The sequence below is a fragment of the Micromonospora krabiensis genome, from assembly GCF_900091425.1.
In the GTDB taxonomy this organism is placed as follows: domain Bacteria; phylum Actinomycetota; class Actinomycetes; order Mycobacteriales; family Micromonosporaceae; genus Micromonospora; species Micromonospora krabiensis.
Genome location: NZ_LT598496.1, coordinates 6,286,989 through 6,307,479, shown reverse-complemented (window position 1 = coordinate 6,307,479; position 20,491 = coordinate 6,286,989). Strand labels below are relative to the sequence as shown.

Genomic DNA, 20,491 nt, shown 5'->3' with positions numbered 1-20,491 from the left:
GGTCAGCGGGGGAAGAGGCGGTCCAGTTCGTCGGTGCGGAACGTGCCCTCGGGGTCGAGCTTGTCCAGGAGGGCCCGGAAGTCGCGGTAGCGCGGCCAGGCGGCGGCGACGGCCTCGGCGTCCAGGCCGAAGACCTTGCCCCAGTGCGGGCGGGGCGTGAACGGCGCCAGCCGCTGCTCCACCTCCGCCACCACCGGCGCGACCGCCGCCTCGTCGCCGATCCAGGTGAAGTGGATCGCCAGGCTGTCCCGCTCGTGGTTCGGGCTGAGCCACAGCCCGTCCGCGGCCACCGCGCGCAGCTCGGAGATCTGCAACACGGCCGCGATCCGGTCGGCCATCGGGTCCAGCGCGGCCAGCGCCTCGGCGGCGGCCGACCGGGGCAGGTGGTACTCCGACTGGAGCTCGTCGCCGCTGCTCGGGGTGAAGCCGAGCCGGAAGTGCGGCAGCCGCTCGTGCCACGGCCCGGGCTCGCCGAACTGCGGGGTGCAGTTCTCCGCCGGCATCCCGGGCACCGGGTGCTGCGGGGCGTCGGCCGCCGTCGTGCCGAGCCAGCCCGCGGGTGGCGCCGGCTGGTCGGCCCGCTGCTTGCGCCACACCTGGCCGATGCGGGGCGAGCGCCAGTCGGTGAAGAGGCTGACGCTGTACGCGGAGCCGAGCGCCGCGTCCAGCTCGGCGCGCGGCAGGCCGAGGTGGACGTACTGGCGGACGTCGTACGTCGGCACCACGTCGAGCGTGACCCGGGTGACCACGCCGAGCGCGCCGAGGGAGACGACCATGCCGGCGAAGGTGTCCCCGTCGGCGTCGCGGTCCACCCGCAGCAGGTCACCGTCGGCGGTGACCAGTTCCAGCGCGGCGACGGCGGTGGCGAGGTTGCCGTTGCCCTCGCCCGAGCCGTGGGTGCCGGTGGCGATCGCCCCGGCCACCGAGATGTGCGGCAGCGAGGCGAGGTTGGCCAGGGCGTACCCCTCGGCGTGCAGCCGGGTGGCCACGTCGCCGTAGCGCAGGGCGGCGGCGACGGTGACGGTCCCCCGGTCTCGGTCGAGGGTGACCTCCGGGGGCAGGCCGGCGAGGCTGACCAGGTCCCCGGCGCTGTCGCCGAGGCGGTTGAAGGAGTGGCCGGTGCCGACGGCCCGGAGGCGCCGACTGCCGGCGACGAGGCGCCGCAGCTCGTCGACGTCGGTGGGTCGGTGGTGGCGCTGCGCGACGTACCGCACGTTGCCGGCCCAGTTGCGACGCGGCACCGCGTCGCCGCCGTGGTCGAGGGGGGTGGTCATAGGGTGGGCTCCCGGTCGGTGGTTCGGTCGTCGGCGAGGGCGTCGCCGAGCGCGGCGAGGATCTCGTCGACCTGACGTCGGTCGTAACCGCGCTGGGCCACGACCGGCCCGGCGGCCTGGGCCTGCTCGATCGCGTCCCGGGCGGCCTGCCGTTGCGGTACGCCGCCCCAGGCGAGGGCCTCCTGCCCCCGCCGGACGAGCCGGTCGACCACGTCCGTGCGGTAACCGCGCAACCCCAGCGCGAGGTCGGGCACGGCGAAGGCGGCCCGGCGGGTGCCGTCGGCGTCGAGGAACCGGTCCCCGGCGAACCGGGCGAGGACGGCCGCGACCTCCTCCGGACGGTCGCGCACCTGGCCGAGGTCGAGCAGCTCGACCGCCGGCCGGCCGTCGACCGGGTGCCGGCCGGCCGGGGGCGGGCCGACGGTGACGCCCGCCGCGGGCACCAGCAGCAGGCGGGGTGGGACGGGACGGCCCTCGTGGGGCAGCGGCTGGTCGAGCACGAGCGCGTCGACCTGCGTCCACGGGATCGTCCGGCGCAGGCCGGGCCGGCGTACGGTCAGGCCGTCCGGGCCGATCGCGAACCGGAACGGGCGCAGCGCGGAGAGCAGCACCGCGCCACCGAGGGCGATGACGCCGACCGCGACGGCCGTCCGCAGCACCGCCGCCTGACTGGGCAGCGCCAGCAGGAACACCCCGGCCAGCACGCAGACCAGGGGCAGCACGAGCGATCCTCGGCTCCGGCGCAGTTCCACGACGTGACCCCCGTTCCCGACCGTGGTCGTCGGTGCGAGCATCCTCCGCCACCCCGGCACCGGGCGGCACCGGGCGATCGGGCACGGTTGCCCACGGCGTCGGGGGGAACCCTACGCCCATGAGTAGTTATCGAGATCCCGCCCCACGCGGCGATGTGTTCCCGTCCGAGGAAGAGATCGACCCGACCGGCAGCGGGCTGGAGCCGGTCAGCGGGTACCCCGGGGCGTCGTCGCCGGGTCCGCGGCCCACGCCGGCGCCGCCGCCGGCGCCGACGCCGGTGCCCACGCCCGGCCCGCCGCCGCGCGTGGAGCGTGACGGCGGCCGGTCGATCGTCACCCGGCACCTGGACGGGTCGGTCGAGGTGGTCACCGACCTCGACGGCGACGGTCTGGCCGACGTGGTGCAGGTCGACCTGGACGGCGACGGCGTGCCGGACGTCACCTACCTCGACCGGGACCGCGACGGACGGCTGGACACCGTGCTGCGCGGTCCCGGTCCGGTGGGCTGAGCGGCGTCAGACCTTCGGCATGACCTCGGCGGCGACGAGTTCCAGGTGGTCGAGGTCGGCGAGGTCGAGCACCTGGAGGTAGAGGCGCTGGCTGCCGGTCGCGGCGTACCGGCCGATCTTCTCGATGACCTCGCCGGGGGTGCCGGCCAGGCCGTTCTCGCGCAGCTCGTCGGGGTCCCGGCCGATCGCCTCGGCCCGGCGGGCGACCTCGGCGTCGTCCCGGCCGCAGCAGAGCACCAGCGCGTTGGACCAGCGCAGCTCGGCCGGGTCGCGTCCGATCTCGGCGCAGGCGTCCCGGACGCGGCCGAACTGGGCCACGGTGTCCTCGACGGAGGCGAAGGGGAGGTTGAACTCGTCGGCGTAGCGGGCGGTGAGGCGCGGGGTGCGCTTCGCGCCCATGCCGCCGAGCAGGATCGGCGGGCGCGGTGCCTGCACCGGCTTCGGCAGCGCGGGCGAGCCGCTCACCGGGTAGTAGCGCCCGGCGAAGTCGAACGTCTCGCCCGGTGGCGTCGCCCAGAGGCCGGTGATGACGGCGAGCTGCTCCTCCAGCCGGTCGAACCGCTCGCCCAGCGACGGGAACGGGATGCCGTACGCGGTGTGCTCCTCGCCGTACCAGCCGGTGCCGATGCCCAGCTCCACCCGGCCCCCGCTCATCTGGTCGACCTGGGCGACGGTGATGGCGAGCGGCCCGGGCAGGCGGAAGGTGGCGGCGGTCATCAGCGTGCCGAGCCGGATCCGGCTGGTCTCCCGGGCCAGGCCGGCCAGCGTGGTCCACGCGTCGGTCGGGCCGGGGTCCCCGCTCACGTCGCCCATCTTGAGATAGTGGTCGGAGCGGAAGAACGCCGCGTAACCGGCGTCCTCGGCGCAGCGGGCCACGGCGAGCAGTTCGTCGTAGCTCGCGCCCTGCTGGGGTTCGGTGAAGATCCGCAGTTCCATGACCTGAGCATATGGACCCGCTCGCGGGCCCGCCGACGGACGGGGCCACCCCGACAGTCAGGAGCGATGATGGACCGCACGGCATTCCAGCCGAGCCCGCCGCTGACGGCGAGCTGCGAGACCACCGACGGGACGAGCACCCTGGTCCTGCCCCGCCCGCTGCCGCATCCGGCGGGCACCGTCTGGGCCCTGCTGACCGCCCCGGCTCGGCTGGCCGAGTGGGCGCCGTTCCTCGCCGACCGGGACCTCGGGTCACCCGGGCCCGCCGTGCTCACCCTCGTCGACGGGGATAACCGGGAACAGCACGCCGCGACCGTTCGCCGGGCCGAGCCGCCGCACCGGCTGGAGTACACCTGGGGTGACGACCTGCTGCGGTGGGAGGTCGATCCCACGGCCGACGGGAGCCTGGTCACGCTGCGGCACACGGTGGCCGACCCGCACCTCGTGCCGAGCGTCGCCGCCGGCTGGCACCTCTGCCTCGACGTGGCCGCCCGTCTGCTCGACGGTGACCCGGTCGGCCCCATCCGCGGGTCGGAGGCGCGGGAGTTCGGCTGGCCGGAACTGCGCCACGCGTACGCCCGGCGGCTCGGCGTGGACTGAGGCCGGCCGGCGGCGGGCCGAGGGTGACCCGCCGCGGGCCGGCGCTCAGACGTACGGGCGGGTGGCGTACGCCTTGCGCAGCGCGGCGAGCCCGGTCGCCTTGGGGGTGAGCGTGCCCCAGCCGGAGTTGAAGTAGTTGGTCCGCACGATCCTGGGTCCCCGCTCGGCGTTCAGCGCCGCGATCGCGGCGGGCACGGTGGCGATCCACCCGGCCTGGTCGGGCACCTCGGCGACCCGGACGCCCCACTCGCCGATGAGCACCGGTCGGGAGAGCCCGATCGGGCCGAGGTCGGCGACGGCCCAGTCCTTCGTCCGTCGGAACCGGGCGAGCGCGGTGTCGCCGGCGCTGGTCGCGTAGACGTTCCAGTGGAGGAAGTCCAGCTTCGACATCAGCGCCTCCGGGTGGGTGCGCTGGAAGCAGGCCCGGTCGAACCCGCCCACGCCGACCGAGAACGTCGTCCCGGCCGGCAGCGTCCGCGCCCGGAACCAGTTCACGATGTACGTCATCGCCTGTACCGCGCGCGCGTCGGACTCCGCCCACGTGTAGGCCCGGCCGGCCTCGCTGGTGCCGAACTCGTGGTCGGTGTCCAACTCGGAGGCGAGTTGGATGTTCACCGCGAAGCCCATCGTGCGGTACTGGGACAGGGCGCGGGCGAACAGGCCGTCGCACTGGCCGGCGATGACCTGGCCGTAGCCGTACGCCTTGGGCCAGCTCGTGCCCGGTCGCTGCTGGATGGTCATCGCGGGCTCCGGCACGGTGTACGACGTGCCGTCCACGGTGAACGTCTGCGGCCCGGCGTTGGGCGCCCCGTAGTGCTTCAACTCCAGCACCATGTTCACCTGGACCCCGGCCTTGCCCAACGTGATCAGCCACGGTCGCTGGTATCCGGGAAAGGTGTAGCCGTCGGCGAAGCTGCGGTACTGGGTGAGGGAGCGGAAGTTGCCGCCGGCCAGGTCGGCGGTCGGGTCGGCGCCGCCGGAGAGGTAGTAGCCGCCGAGCACGGGCTGGGCGATGGTGTAGTCCGCACTGGCCGTGGCGGTACGCCCACCGTTGTCGCGCACGGTCACGGTCACCCGGGGCATCACGCCACCGCCCGGTAGACGGCGACGGTCCCGGTGTCCGAGAGCCGGGTCCAGGCGCGGCCGGAGTCGTCGCTGACGGTGATGGTGAGTGGGTCGATGACGGCGGCGACGCGCACCGGGGCGCTGCTGTTGCCCTGCGCGTCGGTCACCACGATCGTGACGGTCAACGGCCTGGTGTCCGCGTCGCCGTAGGTCACTGTCAGGGTCATCGGGTCCCCCGGCGAGTACGAGGCGGCGGTCAGGGATGCGGTCACGGTGGGAGCGGCCATGCCGGCCCCTCCTTCCTTGCTCGGCCCCCGGGCGGCGCGGCTCGCGGCCGCCGCCGGTCCGGTCGGGCGTCGGGATGCGGCGAGCCGGGAGTGCCCGGGACGCGCGGGGCGCGCACCGGTCACCGGACCGGCTGCCGGGAATGGGGTGACGTCCTTGTCCGGGCGGAGGAATGGGATGTGGCCCGCCATCCGTCAGCCTCTTGACCTGCTACAACAGTGCGACGTCGGACCCCCGACCGTCTTGTCCGCTATTGGACAGTCGTACCGTCTTGCGGCGAAAGCCGGTCGTGGCAGGCCGCCGGGGTCCGGGCGCCGGACTGACCACTCGTCCATCGACGACTGGCGGCCCGGCGGGCCACGGCCGGCGCCGATGGCTGCCATGATGCGGCCATGCCACTGCACCGCCGCACCGTGCTCGGCGCCGGCCTGGCCGCCGTCACCGCCGCTGTCGCCGGATGCGGCGAGCAGACCGCGCCGTCGTCCGCGGCCTCCGCCACCGGCGGCACGGGCACCCTCGGGACGGCCGGCGCCACCCGCCCCGGAGCGGGTCCGACCGGCGGCCCCGGCGGATCGGCGTCACCCTCGGTCGGCTCCGCACCGGGAATGGCCTCGGACGCGGCGAACGGCGGCGCGGCAGGCCCCGGGGGCGCCGCGGGTCCCGGAGGCATCGACCGGCTCACGCCGCTCGGCCGCCACCTCGCCCGGGAGCTCGACCGCCACCTCGAACCGACCAGGGAGAACCCGCAGCACCCCGCCTACGCCGGCGCGGTGGCTCTCTGCCAGGCGGACGGGCGGGTCGTCGCCCTGCCCGCGGTCGGCAAGGCGCTGCGGTACGACGCCGGGCCGGTGCTCCTGCCGGAGTCCAAGCAGGTGGCCATGCGCGCCGACTCGGTCTTCGACATCGCCTCGCTGACCAAGGTCTTCACCGCGATCCTGACCCTGCAACAGGTCGACCGGGGCCGCATCGCCCTCGACACCCGCGTCGTGGACCACCTGCCCGGCTTCACCGGCCCCGGCAAGGACAAGATCACCGTAGCCATGCTGCTGGCACACACCAGCGGCCTGCCCGTCGGGGCCACCGTCACCGGCCTGCCCGACGACGCCGCGCGCCGCGCCGCCGTCCTCGCGACGCCACTGGTCAAGGGCGCCGTCCCGGGTACGGTCTTCCGCTACTCCAGCGTGGGGCTGATGGTCGCCGCCCAACTCGTCGAGAAGCTCACCGGGCAGCGACTCGACAGGGCCCTCCAATCCGGGATCACCGGCCCGCTCGGCCTGCGCGACACCGGCTTCAACCCGAAGACCTGGCTCAGCTCGGCCGACCAGGCCGCCCGGCTGGTCGCCACCGACGCCCGCTCCTCCCGGGGGCTGCTGCGCGGGATCGTCCACGACGACGTGGCCAACCATCTCGGCGGGATCGCCGGGCACGCCGGCATCTTCAGCACCGCCGAGGACCTCGCCGTCGTCGGGCAGACGCTGCTGGACGGCGGCGCCCACCGGGGCACCCGCATCCTCTCCGAGGAGATCACCCGGCGGATGCTCACGAACGTCAACGCCGGCCTGCCCGCCGTCGACCCCGACCGACCCAACCGCACCTCCGACCACGGCCTCGGCGTCGTGTTGAACCAGCCCTGGTTCATGGGGCGGCTCGCCACCGGCGCCACCTTCGGGCACACCGGCTTCACGGGCACCTCGCTGCTCGTGCATCCGGCCCGGCGGATGGTCCTGGTCCTGCTCACCAACCGCGCGCACCCCAACTGGAGCTGGGCCGACCCCGACCCGGTGCGGGTCGCGATCGCCAACCTGCTCGCCTGACGCCGCCCCCGCGCCGCACGGGCTGATCGCGCAACATCTGTGATGTAGGGGTCTCGGCGGCGTCCGGAGGCCACTACATCAGGGTTGTAGCGCGCGCTGCGGTGGATGTGGCGCGCGCTGCCGTCGCCGCGGTGGGCCTGCGACGCCCCGGCGCGATGCCGGTGGCGTCCGGGCCCACCGTGGCGACGGTGCGACCGGGCGTGCGCCCGCCTCGATCAGCCGCGCAGCCGGGCCGCGAACTTCGCCAGCCGCTCGCCCTGGTAGCGCGCCGCCTCGAGCGGCTCCTCGCCCGGAGCGCCGGCACCGCCCGGGTGCGAGGTGCCGTAGGGGTTGCCGCCGGCCGCGAAGACGACCGGGTCGGTGTAGCCGGGCGACACGATGATCGAGCCCCAGTGGTGCAGCGTGTTGTACAGCGCCAGGAGGGTCGACTCGTTGCCGCCGTGGGCGTTGCCGGCGCTGGTGAAGCCGGTGGCCGGCTTGTCGGCCAGCGCCCCCTGCTGCCACAGCCCACCGGTGCTGTCCAGGAACTGCTTGAGCTGGGCGGCGACGTTGCCGTACCGGGTGGGCGTGCCGAACGCGTAGGCGTCGGCCCAGGCCAGGTCGTCGAGAGTCGCGACCTCGACGTGCCGGGTCGCCTCGACGTGCTCCCGCCAGGCCGGGTTGGAGTCGATGGCCGCGTCCGGGGCCAGCTCCGCCACCCGGCGTACGCGCACCTCCGCGCCGGCCTTCTCCGCGCCTTCGGCGACCGCCTTGGCGAGTTGGTAGACGGTGCCGGTCGCCGAGTAGTAGATGACCGCAACCTTGGGGCTCATGATCGTCCTTCCGAGGGAGACCAACCGGATTGCTATCCGGTTGCCCGGCGAGGCTAACCGGATAGCAATCCGATTGCCAAGACGGTCCGGTAGCCTCGGCGCGGTGAGAGACGAACGCAACAGCGCCGGCATGGAGATCTCCTTCCCCGGCCAACCACCGCCCGAGCGCGCGGACGCGGCACGCAACCGCCGGCGCATCCTCGACGCGGCGGGGCGCCTGCTCGCCGACCAGGGCCCCGAGGCCGTCACGATGAACGCCGTGGCGCAGATCGCCGGGATCGGCGTCGGAACCGTCTACCGCCGGTTCGGTGACGTGAGCCAACTGCTCCTCGCCCTCCTCGACGACCGCGAACGACAGTTCCAGCAGGCCTTCCTGGCCGGACCCGCGCCGCTGGGCCCCGACGCCCCGCCCGTGGACCGGTTGCGCGCGTTCCTCCACGCGCTCACCGACCACGTCGCCGAACACATGACGATCATGCTTGCCGCGGAGTGCGCGTCACCCCTCGCGCGCTACACCAACGGCTTCTACCTGGCCTGGCACCTGCACACCTCTACGCTGCTGCGCCAGATCCGGCCCGAGGCCGACGTCGACGTCGTGGCCGACCTCCTGCTCGGCCTGACCACGCCGACCCTGATCGGTCACCTCACCACCCAGCGGGGCATCACGCCAGAACGCATCAAGGCAAGCATCGACCACCTGCTCACCACCTCCCTGACCTAACCCCCGCGCCCGCGCCCGCGCCCGCGCCCCGCGATCTTGCAGTTTCGGCCCCTCGACCGCCCGTTACGCCCGGGTTGTTCGGGCACAAAGTGCAAGATCGCGGAGCTGTCCGGGCGGCGGGTCAGGTGCTCGTCGCGTTGTGTTCGGCGACCAGGTGCGGGAGTTCGTCCAGTGAGTCGACGCGGAAGAGGCACCGCTCGGCGACGGCGGGCAGGTCGAGGATGTGGCCCCACGGACCGCGCCGGACCAGGCACGCCCGCATGCCGGCCCGCATGGCGGGGCGGGCGTCGTTGTCGGGCCGATCGCCCACGTAGAGGATCGACGACGCGTCGCCACCGCCCTCGCGGACGACCCGCTCGAAGAAGGCCGGCGACGGCTTCGCCACGCCCCACCCGTGCGACGTGCCGATCACGTCCACCGGCAGGTCGAGAGCGTGCAGCAGCGCCTCCGCGTGGGCTGGCTGGTTCCCGGCCAGGCCGACGAAGAGCCCCTGCGCCTTCAAGGCGGTCAGGCACGACCGGGCGTCCGGGTAGAGGTCCGCCTCGCCGAACGACTCCGGCTTGTCGGCGGCGCCTCGGCGCTCACGCTCGGCCTCGAGGTCGAAGTCGGGCCGGAAGACCCGGAACGTCTCCTGATAGTCCAGACCCCGGGCGACCACCGCACCGAAGACCGCCGAGAACGTGTGGCGCGGAACGCCCAGCCAGTCGGCCCAGGTCTCGAACTCGCGGGACTCGTCCAGAATCGTCCCGCCGATGTCGAAGAAGATCGTGTCGATCACTCACGGCCCCCGTCGCCGTCGCCTTGTCCGCGGATCATAGAGAATCTTCGACGTACGCGGGGGTCGCGGCAGCGGGCGGTCAGGCGGGTGGCTCGGTCAGCGAAGTCGGCGGCTGTCTCGGCCTTCCTCACTCCACGGCTTGCTTCGGCAGTGAGATGGTGGCCGATGATGCCGACGCGGTGGAAGAAGGTCCGCGAAATCCGGCGAGCACGTAGCCGAGGTGTCGCCGCCAGGCGTCCGGCGCGGCCTCCCCGGCGGTGTGGATGATGCCGCGCAATGCCCAGATGGTCGCCGCGATGTCGGCGAGGGTGACGGACTGTGCGATTCCGGCCCCGCGCTGGGCGCGGTCGAGCAACTGGCCGGTTCGGGCCTCCAGTTCGGTGACGAGATGGGCGGGTGCGAGCTCGCCCCACATGCCGTGCATGAAGCCACGCCTGGCGGCCAGCTGGTAGCCAACGGTTTCGAAGTAGACGTCGAGGCAACGCTGTGGTGGTTCGGACAGGGCCTGCCCGGCCAGTTCGACCAGTTGGCCGAAGAACGTGGCGAGGACCTCCCGAACGAGTCCGTCCTTGGTCGGGAAGCGCCGGTAGAGGGTGGCCGGGCTGACCTCCGCCGCGCGGGCGATCTCCTCCATGCTTGCTTCGGGCCCGCGTTCGGCGAACACGCGTTCGGCGGCGTCGAGTAGGCGCCTCCGGTTGGCGGCGGCGTCCCGGCGCAGTGCGCCGGTCGCGGGTCCGGACGTCATGATCTTCCTTTCTACGGCCGCCGCCTGAGCAGCGCTGTGAGCGACGGTACGGAATTCCCCTCGTGCAGCGTCGCGACGGTCTCGACGATTGCGGCGCTGGTTTCGCCGCCGAGCACACCCGCGACGTTCTCGGTGAACTTGCGTTCGATGTCGGCGGACGTGGCCGGGCGGGTTGGGTGGCCGCGGAACCCGGCCTGGTAATGCTCCAGGTGAGAACCGTCGCGCAGTTCGATGTCGACGCGGGCGCTGAACACCGGGTCACCTGCCGGGATGGGCATCGCATACGGCTCGATCACATCGCCGATGGCCAGGATCGCGGGGTCGTTCCACAGGTTCGGGTCGAAGTAGTCAGCGGGCGCGTTGCGGCCGGTGACGAACTGCAGGCCGGCGCCGAACGCCAGGCTGAACTGGGCGGAGATCGCGTCGGTCGGGCGGGTGATGGCGGCGCCGTGGCCGACCGCGAAGTCGACGAGCCCGATCCGGATCCGCGCGATCTGCTGTGGGTCGATCGGAGTGGCCTCGCGCAGATGGCGGATGGCGTCGAGCGGGGCGTGCACGGTGCCGACGGCCGGGTAGAAGCGGAAGATCGTGTCCAGTACCTGCCAGTGCTGCCACGCGGCTTCCGGGATGTCCGCCCCCTCGGCGCCGCCGAAGAGACCGAAGACGCCGCGGTGCCCCTCGAAGATCGTCGGTGGGCCGGTCAGACCGAGCCGAGCGAGTTGCGCGGCCTCCGTGCCGGCTCGGGCCGCGGAGCCGGCATGCAGGCGCTTGACCTCGCCGCCGCTGCGGTCGTACTCCATCGTGCCGGAGGCGTCGCTGCCGACGATCCCGAATGCCTGGGTCAGCTCGGCCGGGCTGAGCCGCAGGATGCGGCCGGCTGCGGCGGTCGCGCCGAACACCCCGAGAACCTTGGAACCGTGCCAGCCGGTTGCCAGCATGCCGCTGGTGGTCACCGCGCCCAACAGTCCCATCACCTGGATACCGGCGGCCACCGCGGTGATCAGCTCGCGGCCGTCGGCGCCGTCACGCTCGGCGAGCGCCAGCGCGGCCGGCACCACGGCCGAGGAGGTGTGCCACGCGGTGGCGTGCGCGTCGTCGTACTCGCAACTGTGGCCGAGTGTGCCGTTGACGTAAGCGGCCTGCGCTGCCGTGGTCTTCCGGTCGCTGCCGGTGACCGTGCTCTCGGGTGCACCCGGTGCCGCTGCGGCCAACTGCCGCACCGGCTGGATGTTGGGCAGGGTCGAGCCGAGCACCTGCACTCCGAGCTGGTCGAGGATCACCTGCTCGGTGCGCTCGACAACCTCCGCGGGCAGATCCTCGAAGCGTAGGCGGCTCACCCAACTGGCCAGGCGTCCCGCGACAGTGTCTTCATCAGCCATAAGTGAGAGCATGCACTATCAAGTGAGAGAGGGTCCTGTCATTTACGTCACCCAGGCGAACAGCCTCGCTCACGTGTCACCCCCAGCGGTCAGGCGGAGGGCTCGGTGATCGTCTCCAGCATGCGGGTGACGTACACCATCAGCGTCTGTGGATCGGCGTCGCGCAGCCCACGTGTGCCGATGATCCGGCGGGTGAGCCACACGCCGGCGATCAGGGCCAGTCCCAGCTCGGCCCGCTCCTGCGCGTGCGCCCCCTGGAGGGCGTCGGCGAACCGGGCCCCGACGTGCTTCTCGATGCCGGCCCGGATGATCTCGGCGGCCCGCGGGTTGGCCGCCGACTTGAGCATCAACGCGAACGGCCCGAGATGGTCGGCGTCCGGCGCGGTGCGGCCGATCAGGGCGCGCGCGGTCTCCGCCGCAAGGTGGTCGGAACGTCGCGGAACCACCGTCGGCTGCGCGAACGAGACATCGACGACCTCGGCGAACAGACCTTCCTTGGAACCGAAGTAGCGGTTGACGAGCATCGCCGTCACTCCGGCGTTCGCCGCGATCTCACGCACGCCCACCCCGTCGTAACCGTGCCTGGTAAACGCGGTGATCGCCGAATCGAGGATCGCCTGCCGGGTATTCCCGGCATCGCGGGGCCTGGTCGTGGCGGTTGTCATACCGACCAAGTCTACAGGTGGCAACTTAGCGGCGTAGTCTACGTGTGTAGACAAAGCAACCCCTATATCAAGGAGTTCTCATGGATCTGCAACTGGCGGGGCGTCGCGCACTGGTCACCGGCTCGACGTCCGGGCTGGGCGAGGCCACCGCTCGGCTGCTCGCCGCCGAAGGTGTGGAGGTCGTGATCCACGGCCGCACCGCCGAACGCGCGCAGGCGGTGGCCGACTCGATCGTCGACAACGGCGGTCGGGCCTCGATCACCACGGGTGATCTCGCCACCGACGCGGGCGCCGACCAGGCCGCCGAGGGCGCACTGGCCGGTGGGGTTGTCGACATCCTCGTCAACAACGCCGGCGCCTACGAACACCTCGACTGGGCTGGCGCCACCGCTGACATCTGGCAGCAGACCTACAACATCAACGTCGTGTCGGGCGTACGGATGATCCAGCGCCTCGTCCCGGCGATGCGGGAGCGGGACTACGGACGGGTCATCACCATCGGTGGCGGACTGAGCATGCAGCCGTTCAACAACCACCCGCACTACAACGCCTCGCTGGCCGCCCGGCACAACCTGGCCGTCTCGCTCGCTCGCGACCTGGCCGGCACCCGGGTCACCTCCAACGTCGTGTCGCCCGGCGCGATCCTCGTCCCGGCCGTCCAGGACTTCCTGACCAAGCTCTCGCCGGAGCGCGGCTGGGGCGAGACGTGGGACGAGATCGAGTACAACTCGGTCCGCGAGATCGTGCCCAACGACCGGGTGCGCTACGGGCGGCCCGACGAGATCGCCGGAGCTGTCGCCTACCTGTGCAGCCCTTACGCCGAGTACATCAGCGGCGCGACGATCCGCGTCGACGGCGGCACCGTCCGCGGCGCCTTCTGACGAGCGTCATCGCCGGCCGCCGCGCCCGTTCGGTCGTGGACACACCACGGTCGCGCGGCGGCCCGCGCATCCCTCACCTCCCCGCACCCGCGTCGGCATCTCGTGCGGGAGCGCGGACTCAACGGGCGGGAGCCGGCTCGGACGAGGACCGCCACTCCCGCCTGATCAGCCCGTAGACCCAGGAGTCCGAGACCTCACCGTTCACGACACAGTCTTCCCGCAACGTCCCCTCACGCACGAACCCGAGCTTCTCCAAGACACGGGCGGACGCGCTGTTGCGGGTGTCGGTCTCCGCCTGGACGCGGTTCAGGTCCAGCGTGTCGAACGCCCACCGCAGCAACGCATGCGCGGCCTCGGTCGCGTAACCGTGGCCCCACGCCGCATCGCCGAAGCAGTAACCCAGCGACGCGCTGCGGTAGTCCGGATTCCACCGGGTCAGACCGCACCAGCCGATGAACGCCCCGTCGGAGTCACGGTCCACGGCCAGCCGCGCACCGGTGCCCGCCGCTGCCATCTGCCGGCAGGCCGCGATGAACCGCTCGGCGCGTACGGGTTCGGTCCAGGGCGGCGAGTCCCAGTAGCGCAGCACGTGGGCGTTGCTCTGCAGCGCGAAGAGGTCGTTCGCGTCCGCGTCCTCGAAGGGACGCAGTGTGAGGCGGGTGGTGTGCAGCGTGGGGGTGGGCAGCGACACGGGCATTACCTCCTCTTCAGACGTGTCGATCAACCAGACATCCGGCCCTCACCCCTCGCAATGGGTTTTCCTTACGGCAGCCAGTCTGGCGCCGAGACGATAGGCAGCCGGCCGTCGACGCCGACTTGCTGAAGCCACGAGCAACATCAGTGATGTAGGGGCCTCGACGGGATCCGGAGGCCACTACATCACGGATGTTGCTCGCTCCGTAAACGGTCGACAGCGCTCCCGCTTGGCGATCATCACTGTTCGACGGACGGCACTGCCCGCTGTCGGGGCGGGCTGACCTGTCCGGCAGATCTGTCGGAGCGGCAGTCTTTCAGCCAGGCAACAGCGACCCGTTCACCTGTCGTCGGACCAGCGCCATCGTCAATGATCCCGCGAGGAGGAAGAGCACGCCGAGGAGAATCCAACCGGGCAAGCCGTGCTGAATCGCGGTCGCCGTCACGACCAGCGGCGCGAGCATCGAGCCCAGTGCTGCTCCGGTCTGGCTGACACCCTGGTACGCGCCGACGTTGGCCGGGTCGGCAAGCTCGAAGGCGAGCGTCCAACTGCCTGCCTCGGACAGGATCTCGGCGAGGCTGTGTGCCACGGTCGCGAGCGTCAGCACCACCACGACGACAGCGATCGCGCCATGGGCAGCCATGGCGTACAGGCCACAGGCCAGCGCGAGCAAGGTACCGGCCCAGGCGACCGCGCGGCCGGCCGAGCGGATTGCTTTCGCACCGCGCGCCGCCCAGACCTGAAGCAGGGACACGATGACGGTGTTCAATGCCAGCAGCGCCGCGATGGTCGCCGCAGGTGCCTTCGTCGAACCGGCGATCCAGAGTGGTACCCCCACCGTGAGCATGCCGACTTGCATGCTCATGACGGCGTAGAGGCCGGTGATGGCCAGATAGGTCCGGTCGCGCAGTGGTGATTGGCGTACGCCGGCCGTCCGAGACCCGTCGGTCGCGGTGAGCTCAGCGCCGCGGTCCATCCGGCGCAGCAAGAATGCGGAGACGATCAGCAGTGCTCCGGTGGCGAGCATCGCCAGCAGATATGCCAGTTTCGTGTCGAGCACGATGGCGACGGCCGCCAGCCCGGTTCCCACACCGATGAAGGCGTTGGTGATCACCCGCAGGCGGGCGCGCATCTCCACACGGTCCGGGCCGGTGAACGATTCGGCGATCATCGTCGACAGAGCGGTGCGCTGCATGGCCTGTTGCCCGACGGCGGCACAGGCGACGACAACGAACGTGGCCGGGGTGTGCACCAGGAGGTAGGCCACGAGCGCCAGGCCCTGGCCGGCGGTCGTGGCGAGCAGCACCCGGCGCGCGCCGACAAAACGGGCCAGGTAGCCCGCACCCAACGCGGCGGGGACGGCGACCGCCCCGGCGATCGTCAAGCCGAACCCGACCGTGGTCGCGGAGAAGCCGGCGACGTGGGTGAAGAACAGCACGCTGACGCTGAAGAAGACTCCCTTGGAGAGCGAGGTGGTCATGGTGGCCCAGGTCAGCGCGCGGGCGACGGCATCGTCCGGACGCAGGTACCGCCGAACCCAGCCGGCCGCCGCTGACCAGTGGCGGTCTGTCACGGAAAGCATGCCGTCAGTTGTCGCAGCGTACCGGCCGACCGCGCCAACGATGTAGCCTTTTGCTTCATGGTCCGGTACGAGCTACTCGGCATGGATGTGGCCGATCTCCGGTTCGCGGTGTCCCCGCTCAACGAGGCGGTGCTGTCCCTGCGGGCTTGGCGCGATCCGGGGCGATTTCCGCTTCATCTGCGCTGGCTACACACGCTCGAAGACGTGCGCGGCCGCCTTGACGAGGCCATGCTGCTCGCATTGACGGACGTACGGCTGTGGACACCCGATTTCCTCAACCCGCGTCCGCATTCACCGCTGACCCGCTTCGACGACGAACTCGCGAAGCTGGCCAGCACCGACCCGACGGTCATCGAACGAGACCTGCGAGCGGTGCACGGCGCGACGCCACTCCCCGAACCACTACAGGGTCCCGCCGCAGCGGTGCTCAATCGGATCATCGATGCGCTCGCCACGTACTGGCGGTTCTGCTTCGAGCCTTACTGGCCACGGATGCGGGCGATCCTCGAAGGCGACGTCACGTTCCGAGGACGACAAATCGCCCAGCGGGGTCTCGCCACGATGCTCAGTGGGTTGTCGGACACGGTGCGGCTCGTCGGAAACGTGGTCGAGGTACGGCTGCGCTCGAAGCTCGACTACGCGCGACCCGCCAATGGCGGGCTGACCCTGGTGCCGAGCCTCTGGACCGTCAACGCCTCGACACCCATCTCGGCCGACGAGCCGCCGATGATCCTCTATGCCGCGCGTGGCGCGGCGACCCTGTGGGAGCCGCAGGCCCTGCCCGCGCCGGACGGTCTCGCGGGACTTCTGGGCACCACTCGGGCCGGTCTGCTCATCCACCTCGACACGCCCGCCTCCTCCACCGAGTTGGCCGCCCGCCTCGGCGTCACCCCGACAGCGGTCAATCAGCACCTTCGAGCATTGCGTGCGGGCGGACTGCTGGTCGGCACCCGACACGGCCGATCGGTGCTCTACCGCCGCTCCGACCTCGGCGACATGTTGGTTACCTCGGCCGCTCCGCATTCGTAAGGCCCTCGCAGGCCGGATGGCCGAGAACTACTGCCGAGCCGCGAGAGGAGCCCGGCCCTTGAGCGCACTCGGCCGTCCGCGCACGACGACGCCGCACCACACAGACACCCAGGTCTCACCCGGTCACGGCGCGTTCGCCAGGGCGGTTCGGGTACCGCCACATCCACTCTCACGTTCGCCCAGCTCAAAGGCTATGGGTGGGGCGGGCGGGACTCGAACCCGCGACCGAGGGATTATGAGTCCCCTGCTCTAACCGGCTGAGCTACCGCCCCGGCACCGCGCGGGATCGTAACCTGGTCGATCCGGCCCGGACCAGCACCGTGTCGACCGCGTCACCCACGTCGTGAGGACCTCCGCCCGCACGCGGCGCACGAAGGGCTACGCGAGGATAACAGCGCGCACCCGTCGCGGCGGGCCCAGGATCACCGGGCGCGGGGTGTCGTGGTCAGGCCGCGCGTAGCTCGTCGAGGACGGCGCCGGCGGCTCGCCAGCCGCTGGCGAGGGCGCCCTGGATGGACGGGCTGGCCCGGTGGTCGCCGGCCACGAAGAGCCCGCCGCCGAGCGCCACCGGCTTGCGGAGCCGGCCCTGCGGGGGTGGCGCGGCGGGCAGCGCCGCCGGCACCCGCACGGTGGTGAGGTGGGTCCAGTCGGCGGTGGAGCGGCCGTAGAGGCGGGTCAGTTCGGCGCGTACGGTCGGCTCGGGCGGGGGTGTCGGGCCGACCACCGAGGTGGCGACGAGGTGCTGGCCGTCGGGCGCGTACGTCGGTGCGGCGTGGCTGACCACGACGGTGTTCGCGACGACCTCCCGCCGGTCGCCGTCGACGAGCAGGATCGGTTCGCCCAGCGGCGCGGCCTCGGTGGCGTGGTAGTAGGTCGTGTAGCTGTGCATGCGTACCGTGGCCAGGCCCGGCAGCAGGGTGCTCGCTGCCGGCGGGTCGACGGCGACCAGGACGGCGCGGCAGTGGATCTCGCCGGCCTGGGTGCGGACCCGGCCGGGTGCGACCTCGGCGACGGGGGTGTCCAGCTCGATCAGGTCGGTCGGCAGCGGGGCGGCGATGGCGCGGGGCAGCGCGGCCATTCCTTCGGCGGGCAGGCCGATGCGGCCGCGGGCGAACGAGCGGAGCACCATGGCCAGCACCCGGCTGGACGTCTCCAGCTCCCAGTCGATGAAGACGCCGGAGAGGAACGGCCGGACCAGCTCCTCGATGATCGCGTCCGAGAGACCGGCCCGGCGCAGTGCGGCCTCGCTGGTGGTCTCCGGGGCGGCGAGCAGGCGCGCGGCGGGGAGGGTGGCGCAGCCGGCGGCGAGTCCGGCGAGGCGCAACCGGTCGGTCAGGGAGCCGATGCCGGCGAACGCGGCGCGGGGCCCGCCGGCGGGTTCCCGCAGCGGGTTGACCAGTCGGATCAGGCGGTCGCCCCGGCGCACGAGGACCCCCGGGGTGAAGGTGCCGAGGTCGAGGCGGTCGACGTCGAGGAGGGTGCCCAACCTCGGGTAGGCGGTGTTGAGCACCTGGAAGCCCCGGTCGAGCAGGAAGCCGTCGACGGCGTCGGTGGCGATCCGGCCGCCGAGCCGGTCGCCGGCCTCCAGCAGCCGCCAGGGTGTGCCGGCGCGGTGCAGCCGGCGGGCGGCGGCGAGCCCGGCCAGGCCGCCGCCGACGATGACGACGTCGGTCTCAGCCGGCATCGCGCACGACCTCCTCACGGTTCGTCCGGGCCAGCCGGCCCGGCCACCAGATCTTCGGCCCGATGTCGTACGCGAGCGCGGGCACCAGCAGCGAGCGGACGACGATGGTGTCGATGAGTACCCCGACGGCGACGGCCGTACCCAGCTCGACCAGCACCACCAACGGGAGCACGGCGAGCGCGGAGAACGTCGCGGCGAGCACGATGCCGGCGGAGGTGATGACGCCGCCGGTGACGGCGAGGCCGACCAGCACGCCGGCTCGGGTGCCGCGGCGCAGCGATTCCTCCCGCACCCGGCTCATCAGGAAGATGTTGTAGTCGATGCCGAGGGCGACCAGGAAGACGAAGGCGAACAGCGGGAAGGACGCGTCCACGCCGGGGAAGTCGAAGACGTGGCGGAACAGCAGCCCGCACAGCCCGAGGGTGGCGGCGAAGGAGAGCAGCACGGTCGCGATCAGCAGGACCGGTGCGACGAGTGCGCGCAGCAGCAGCGCCAGGATGACCGCGATCACGGCCAGTACCACCGGGATGATGACCTTCTGGTCCCGCGCCGCGGCGTCGCCGGTGTCCACGTTGACCGCCGTGAACCCGCCGACCACCGCGTCGGCGCCGGGGACCCGGTGGACGGCGACGCGGAGTTCGCGGACGGTGTGTTCGGCGGCGGTGCTGTCCGGTTCGTCGGCGAGGGTGACGTCCAGCTGGACCCGGCCGTCGACCACCCGGGGCGCCGCGGGCGGCCCGTCGGGCGCGGCGTTCCGGTCGGCGGTGACGGGTCGGACGGCGGCCACGCCGGGCACGGCGCGCGCCGCCGCGGTGACCTCGCCGGCGGCCTCCTGCCGGGTGAAGACGGTCACCGGGCTGCCGGTGCCGGCCGGGTAGTGGCGGGCGATCGCCTCCTGGCCGACCACGGACTGGGTGCGCTCGGTGAAGAGGTCGGACTGGCCGAGCGTGGTGGTGCCGAGCTGGGTGAGGCCGATCGCGAGCAGGCCCAGCAGGACGGTGGTGACCAGCCAGACCGGCCGGGCCCGCCGGGCCACGAAGCCGGCGATGCGGGCCCAGAGGCCGTGCTCGGCGCGGGGGTCGGCCTGGTCGTGGCGGGGCCGGCGGGGCCAGAAGGCCCACCGGCCGCCGAGCACCAGCAGCGCCGGCAGGAAGGTGAGCATCACCAGCAGGGTCGCGGCGATGCCGGTCGCGGCGACCGGGCCGAGGGCGCGGTTGGAGTTGAGGCTGGACAGCAGGAGGCAGAGCAGGCCGAGGATGACGGTCCCGCCGGACGCGATGATCGCCGGTGCGGCGCCCCGCCAGGCGGCCCGCATCGCGGCCGACGGCAGGTCGTGCCGGTGCAGTTCCTCGCGGTAGCGGGCGACCATCAGCAGCGCGTAGTCGGTGCCGGCGCCGAAGACCAGCACGGTGAGGATGCCCTGTGCCTGCCCGTTCAGGGTGATCAGGTCGGCGCGGGCCAGCAGGTAGACGAAGAGGGACGCGACGGCGTACGACATGCCGGCGGCGAGCAGCGGGAAGATCCAGAGCACCGGGCTGCGGTAGACGACCAGCAGGATCACCAGCACCACGAGCAGGGTGACGAGCAGCAGGGGGCCGTCGATCCCGGAGAACACCTCGATGAGGTCGGCGAGCAGGCCGGCCGGTCCGGCGACGGCCACGCTCAGCCCGCCGGAGCCCGGGCCGGTGACGTCCCGGATCCGCTCGACGACCGTGCCGATCCGCTCCCCCTCGGCGTCGTCGACGGGCACGACGAGTTGCAGGGCCTGCCCGTCGGCGCTGGGGATCGGCGGGGGCAGCGGCCCGACGACGCCGGGCACCTGGGCGAGGCGGGCGGCGTCGGCGGCCACCTGTCGCCGGTCCTGCTCGGTGAGGCCGCTGCGCCGTTCGTAGACGACGAGGGCGGGGATGGTCTCCCGGTCCACGAAGCCGCCGGCCAGGTCCTGGGCGCGGGTGGCCTCGGCGTCGGCGGGCAGGAAGGCGGCGTTGTCGTTGGTCGCGACGTCGCCGAGGCGTCCGGAGTAGGGGCCGGCGACCGCGCCGACGACCAGCCACGCCAGCACCACGGCCACCGCGACCAGCGTGACCCGGCCGCGGCCCCACGGTCCGGACATCCGCCCCACCCCGAAATCGACGCGTCCACCGGCCGAAGCCTGAGCCGACCCGTCCATCCTGCCGGGCGGTATGCGGACTAAGGGGTGAAATGGTCCAGTCTGCGCCGATGGTCGCGGCTGCCGGCCTGGACCGGGCCGGACGCGACGGTGGTCGGAGACGACGAACGCCCGAC

General features: G+C 72.5%; 20 protein-coding genes and 1 tRNA gene. 6 read left to right on the top strand and 15 right to left on the bottom strand.

What is annotated here, in order from left to right; all coding sequences use genetic code 11:
• Window positions 1-2 precede the first annotated feature (2 nt).
• Together GA0070620_RS29080 and GA0070620_RS29075 are read right to left on the bottom strand one after the other, a co-directional pair.
• Window positions 3-1,274 carry an FAD-binding protein gene (locus GA0070620_RS29080; protein ID WP_172836524.1) on the bottom strand — a complete coding sequence of 424 codons (1,272 nt, stop codon included), beginning with the start codon at window positions 1,272-1,274 and terminating at the stop codon, window positions 3-5.
• Entirely contained in the window at window positions 1,271-2,068 is a 798-nt protein-coding gene (locus GA0070620_RS29075) for a hypothetical protein (protein ID WP_157741728.1), read from the bottom strand. Before GA0070620_RS29075 ends, GA0070620_RS29080 begins: the two co-directional genes overlap by 4 nt.
• Window positions 2,069-2,145: 77 nt before the next feature.
• Between GA0070620_RS29075 and GA0070620_RS29070 the strand changes: the two genes are divergently transcribed.
• The gene (locus tag GA0070620_RS29070) at window positions 2,146-2,535 is read left to right on the top strand and encodes a hypothetical protein (RefSeq protein ID WP_091596136.1); all 390 of its coding nucleotides are present in this window, start codon (window positions 2,146-2,148) and stop codon (window positions 2,533-2,535) included.
• A gap of 6 nt (window positions 2,536-2,541) precedes the next feature.
• Here the strand turns inward: GA0070620_RS29070 and GA0070620_RS29065 are convergent, their stop codons facing one another.
• The gene (locus GA0070620_RS29065) at window positions 2,542-3,471 is read right to left on the bottom strand and encodes an LLM class F420-dependent oxidoreductase (protein ID WP_091596134.1); all 930 of its coding nucleotides are present in this window, start codon (window positions 3,469-3,471) and stop codon (window positions 2,542-2,544) included.
• Between the two features lie 69 nt (window positions 3,472-3,540).
• Here GA0070620_RS29065 and GA0070620_RS29060 point away from each other — a divergent pair, with 69 nt between their 5' ends.
• Complete coding sequence (locus GA0070620_RS29060) at window positions 3,541-4,071, top strand: SRPBCC family protein (RefSeq protein ID WP_091599543.1); 531 nt, start codon at window positions 3,541-3,543, stop codon at window positions 4,069-4,071.
• 45 nt (window positions 4,072-4,116) lie between these two features.
• Here the strand turns inward: GA0070620_RS29060 and GA0070620_RS29055 are convergent, their stop codons facing one another.
• On the bottom strand, window positions 4,117-5,154 hold the full coding sequence (locus tag GA0070620_RS29055) for a hypothetical protein (protein WP_091596132.1): 1,038 nt from the start codon (window positions 5,152-5,154) through the stop codon (window positions 4,117-4,119).
• Window positions 5,154-5,423: a hypothetical protein gene (locus GA0070620_RS29050; RefSeq protein WP_091596130.1), complete on the bottom strand. Its 270-nt coding sequence runs from the start codon at window positions 5,421-5,423 to the stop codon at window positions 5,154-5,156. Before GA0070620_RS29050 ends, GA0070620_RS29055 begins: the two co-directional genes overlap by 1 nt.
• Window positions 5,424-5,813: 390 nt before the next feature.
• Here GA0070620_RS29050 and GA0070620_RS29045 point away from each other — a divergent pair, with 390 nt between their 5' ends.
• The gene (locus GA0070620_RS29045) at window positions 5,814-7,235 is read left to right on the top strand and encodes a serine hydrolase domain-containing protein (RefSeq protein ID WP_091596128.1); all 1,422 of its coding nucleotides are present in this window, start codon (window positions 5,814-5,816) and stop codon (window positions 7,233-7,235) included.
• A gap of 215 nt (window positions 7,236-7,450) precedes the next feature.
• Here the strand turns inward: GA0070620_RS29045 and wrbA are convergent, their stop codons facing one another.
• Entirely contained in the window at window positions 7,451-8,047 is a 597-nt protein-coding gene (wrbA, locus tag GA0070620_RS29040) for an NAD(P)H:quinone oxidoreductase (RefSeq protein ID WP_091596126.1), read from the bottom strand.
• Window positions 8,048-8,150: 103 nt separating this feature from the next.
• On the opposite strand from wrbA, the gene GA0070620_RS29035 reads away from it, so the two are divergent.
• Window positions 8,151-8,768, top strand: a complete 618-nt coding sequence (locus GA0070620_RS29035; protein ID WP_231922008.1) for a TetR/AcrR family transcriptional regulator — start codon at window positions 8,151-8,153, stop codon at window positions 8,766-8,768.
• A gap of 121 nt (window positions 8,769-8,889) precedes the next feature.
• On the opposite strand, the gene GA0070620_RS29030 is transcribed toward GA0070620_RS29035, so the two are convergent.
• The 4 genes from GA0070620_RS29030 to GA0070620_RS29015 form a co-directional block, all read right to left on the bottom strand.
• A complete protein-coding gene (locus GA0070620_RS29030; RefSeq protein ID WP_091596122.1) occupies window positions 8,890-9,546 on the bottom strand; it encodes an HAD family hydrolase in 657 nt (218 codons plus the stop codon).
• Between the two features lie 127 nt (window positions 9,547-9,673).
• On the bottom strand, window positions 9,674-10,291 hold the full coding sequence (locus GA0070620_RS29025; protein ID WP_091596120.1) for a TetR/AcrR family transcriptional regulator: 618 nt from the start codon (window positions 10,289-10,291) through the stop codon (window positions 9,674-9,676).
• 11 nt (window positions 10,292-10,302) lie between these two features.
• A complete protein-coding gene (locus tag GA0070620_RS29020; RefSeq protein WP_157741727.1) occupies window positions 10,303-11,670 on the bottom strand; it encodes an MmgE/PrpD family protein in 1,368 nt (455 codons plus the stop codon).
• Between the two features lie 89 nt (window positions 11,671-11,759).
• Complete coding sequence (locus GA0070620_RS29015; RefSeq protein ID WP_172836523.1) at window positions 11,760-12,335, bottom strand: TetR/AcrR family transcriptional regulator; 576 nt, start codon at window positions 12,333-12,335, stop codon at window positions 11,760-11,762.
• Between the two features lie 80 nt (window positions 12,336-12,415).
• On the opposite strand from GA0070620_RS29015, the gene GA0070620_RS29010 reads away from it, so the two are divergent.
• Complete coding sequence (locus GA0070620_RS29010; protein ID WP_091596116.1) at window positions 12,416-13,216, top strand: SDR family NAD(P)-dependent oxidoreductase; 801 nt, start codon at window positions 12,416-12,418, stop codon at window positions 13,214-13,216.
• Window positions 13,217-13,334: 118 nt separating this feature from the next.
• On the opposite strand, the gene GA0070620_RS29005 is transcribed toward GA0070620_RS29010, so the two are convergent.
• On the bottom strand, window positions 13,335-13,907 hold the full coding sequence (locus GA0070620_RS29005; RefSeq protein ID WP_091596114.1) for a GNAT family N-acetyltransferase: 573 nt from the start codon (window positions 13,905-13,907) through the stop codon (window positions 13,335-13,337).
• 319 nt (window positions 13,908-14,226) lie between these two features.
• Complete coding sequence (locus GA0070620_RS29000; RefSeq protein ID WP_091596112.1) at window positions 14,227-15,492, bottom strand: MFS transporter; 1,266 nt, start codon at window positions 15,490-15,492, stop codon at window positions 14,227-14,229.
• A gap of 57 nt (window positions 15,493-15,549) precedes the next feature.
• Here GA0070620_RS29000 and GA0070620_RS28995 point away from each other — a divergent pair, with 57 nt between their 5' ends.
• Window positions 15,550-16,521: an ArsR/SmtB family transcription factor gene (locus GA0070620_RS28995; RefSeq protein WP_091596110.1), complete on the top strand. Its 972-nt coding sequence runs from the start codon at window positions 15,550-15,552 to the stop codon at window positions 16,519-16,521.
• A 198-nt stretch (window positions 16,522-16,719) separates the two neighbouring features.
• Here the strand turns inward: GA0070620_RS28995 and GA0070620_RS28990 are convergent.
• From GA0070620_RS28990 to GA0070620_RS28980, 3 genes are all read right to left on the bottom strand, one after another.
• Window positions 16,720-16,793, bottom strand: a tRNA-Ile gene (locus GA0070620_RS28990).
• A gap of 173 nt (window positions 16,794-16,966) precedes the next feature.
• On the bottom strand, window positions 16,967-18,205 hold the full coding sequence (locus tag GA0070620_RS28985) for an NAD(P)/FAD-dependent oxidoreductase (protein WP_091596108.1): 1,239 nt from the start codon (window positions 18,203-18,205) through the stop codon (window positions 16,967-16,969).
• Window positions 18,195-20,318: an MMPL family transporter gene (locus GA0070620_RS28980; protein WP_091596106.1), complete on the bottom strand. Its 2,124-nt coding sequence runs from the start codon at window positions 20,316-20,318 to the stop codon at window positions 18,195-18,197. The genes GA0070620_RS28985 and GA0070620_RS28980 overlap by 11 nt, the downstream gene beginning before the upstream one ends.
• Between the last annotated feature and the right edge of the window lie 173 nt (window positions 20,319-20,491).

Bases quoted from the DNA above. Each gene is read 5' to 3' on its own strand.
- GA0070620_RS29060 (WP_091599543.1), top strand. From the start codon at position 3,541: ATGGACCGCACGGCATTCCAGCCGAGCCCGCCGCTGACGGCGAGCTGC.
- GA0070620_RS29050 (WP_091596130.1), bottom strand. From the start codon at position 5,423: ATGGCCGCTCCCACCGTGACCGCATCCCTGACCGCCGCCTCGTACTCG.
- GA0070620_RS29070 (WP_091596136.1), top strand. From the start codon at position 2,146: ATGAGTAGTTATCGAGATCCCGCCCCACGCGGCGATGTGTTCCCGTCC.
- wrbA (WP_091596126.1), bottom strand. From the start codon at position 8,047: ATGAGCCCCAAGGTTGCGGTCATCTACTACTCGGCGACCGGCACCGTC.
- GA0070620_RS29055 (WP_091596132.1), bottom strand. From the start codon at position 5,154: ATGCCCCGGGTGACCGTGACCGTGCGCGACAACGGTGGGCGTACCGCC.
- GA0070620_RS29065 (WP_091596134.1), bottom strand. From the start codon at position 3,471: ATGGAACTGCGGATCTTCACCGAACCCCAGCAGGGCGCGAGCTACGAC.
- GA0070620_RS29075 (WP_157741728.1), bottom strand. From the start codon at position 2,068: ATGCTCGCACCGACGACCACGGTCGGGAACGGGGGTCACGTCGTGGAA.
- GA0070620_RS29020 (WP_157741727.1), bottom strand. From the start codon at position 11,670: ATGGCTGATGAAGACACTGTCGCGGGACGCCTGGCCAGTTGGGTGAGC.
- GA0070620_RS29045 (WP_091596128.1), top strand. From the start codon at position 5,814: ATGCCACTGCACCGCCGCACCGTGCTCGGCGCCGGCCTGGCCGCCGTC.
- GA0070620_RS28995 (WP_091596110.1), top strand. From the start codon at position 15,550: ATGGTCCGGTACGAGCTACTCGGCATGGATGTGGCCGATCTCCGGTTC.
- GA0070620_RS28985 (WP_091596108.1), bottom strand. From the start codon at position 18,205: ATGCCGGCTGAGACCGACGTCGTCATCGTCGGCGGCGGCCTGGCCGGG.
- GA0070620_RS29000 (WP_091596112.1), bottom strand. From the start codon at position 15,492: ATGCTTTCCGTGACAGACCGCCACTGGTCAGCGGCGGCCGGCTGGGTT.
- GA0070620_RS29080 (WP_172836524.1), bottom strand. From the start codon at position 1,274: ATGACCACCCCCCTCGACCACGGCGGCGACGCGGTGCCGCGTCGCAAC.
- GA0070620_RS29010 (WP_091596116.1), top strand. From the start codon at position 12,416: ATGGATCTGCAACTGGCGGGGCGTCGCGCACTGGTCACCGGCTCGACG.
- GA0070620_RS29015 (WP_172836523.1), bottom strand. From the start codon at position 12,335: ATGACAACCGCCACGACCAGGCCCCGCGATGCCGGGAATACCCGGCAG.
- GA0070620_RS29025 (WP_091596120.1), bottom strand. From the start codon at position 10,291: ATGACGTCCGGACCCGCGACCGGCGCACTGCGCCGGGACGCCGCCGCC.
- GA0070620_RS28980 (WP_091596106.1), bottom strand. From the start codon at position 20,318: ATGTCCGGACCGTGGGGCCGCGGCCGGGTCACGCTGGTCGCGGTGGCC.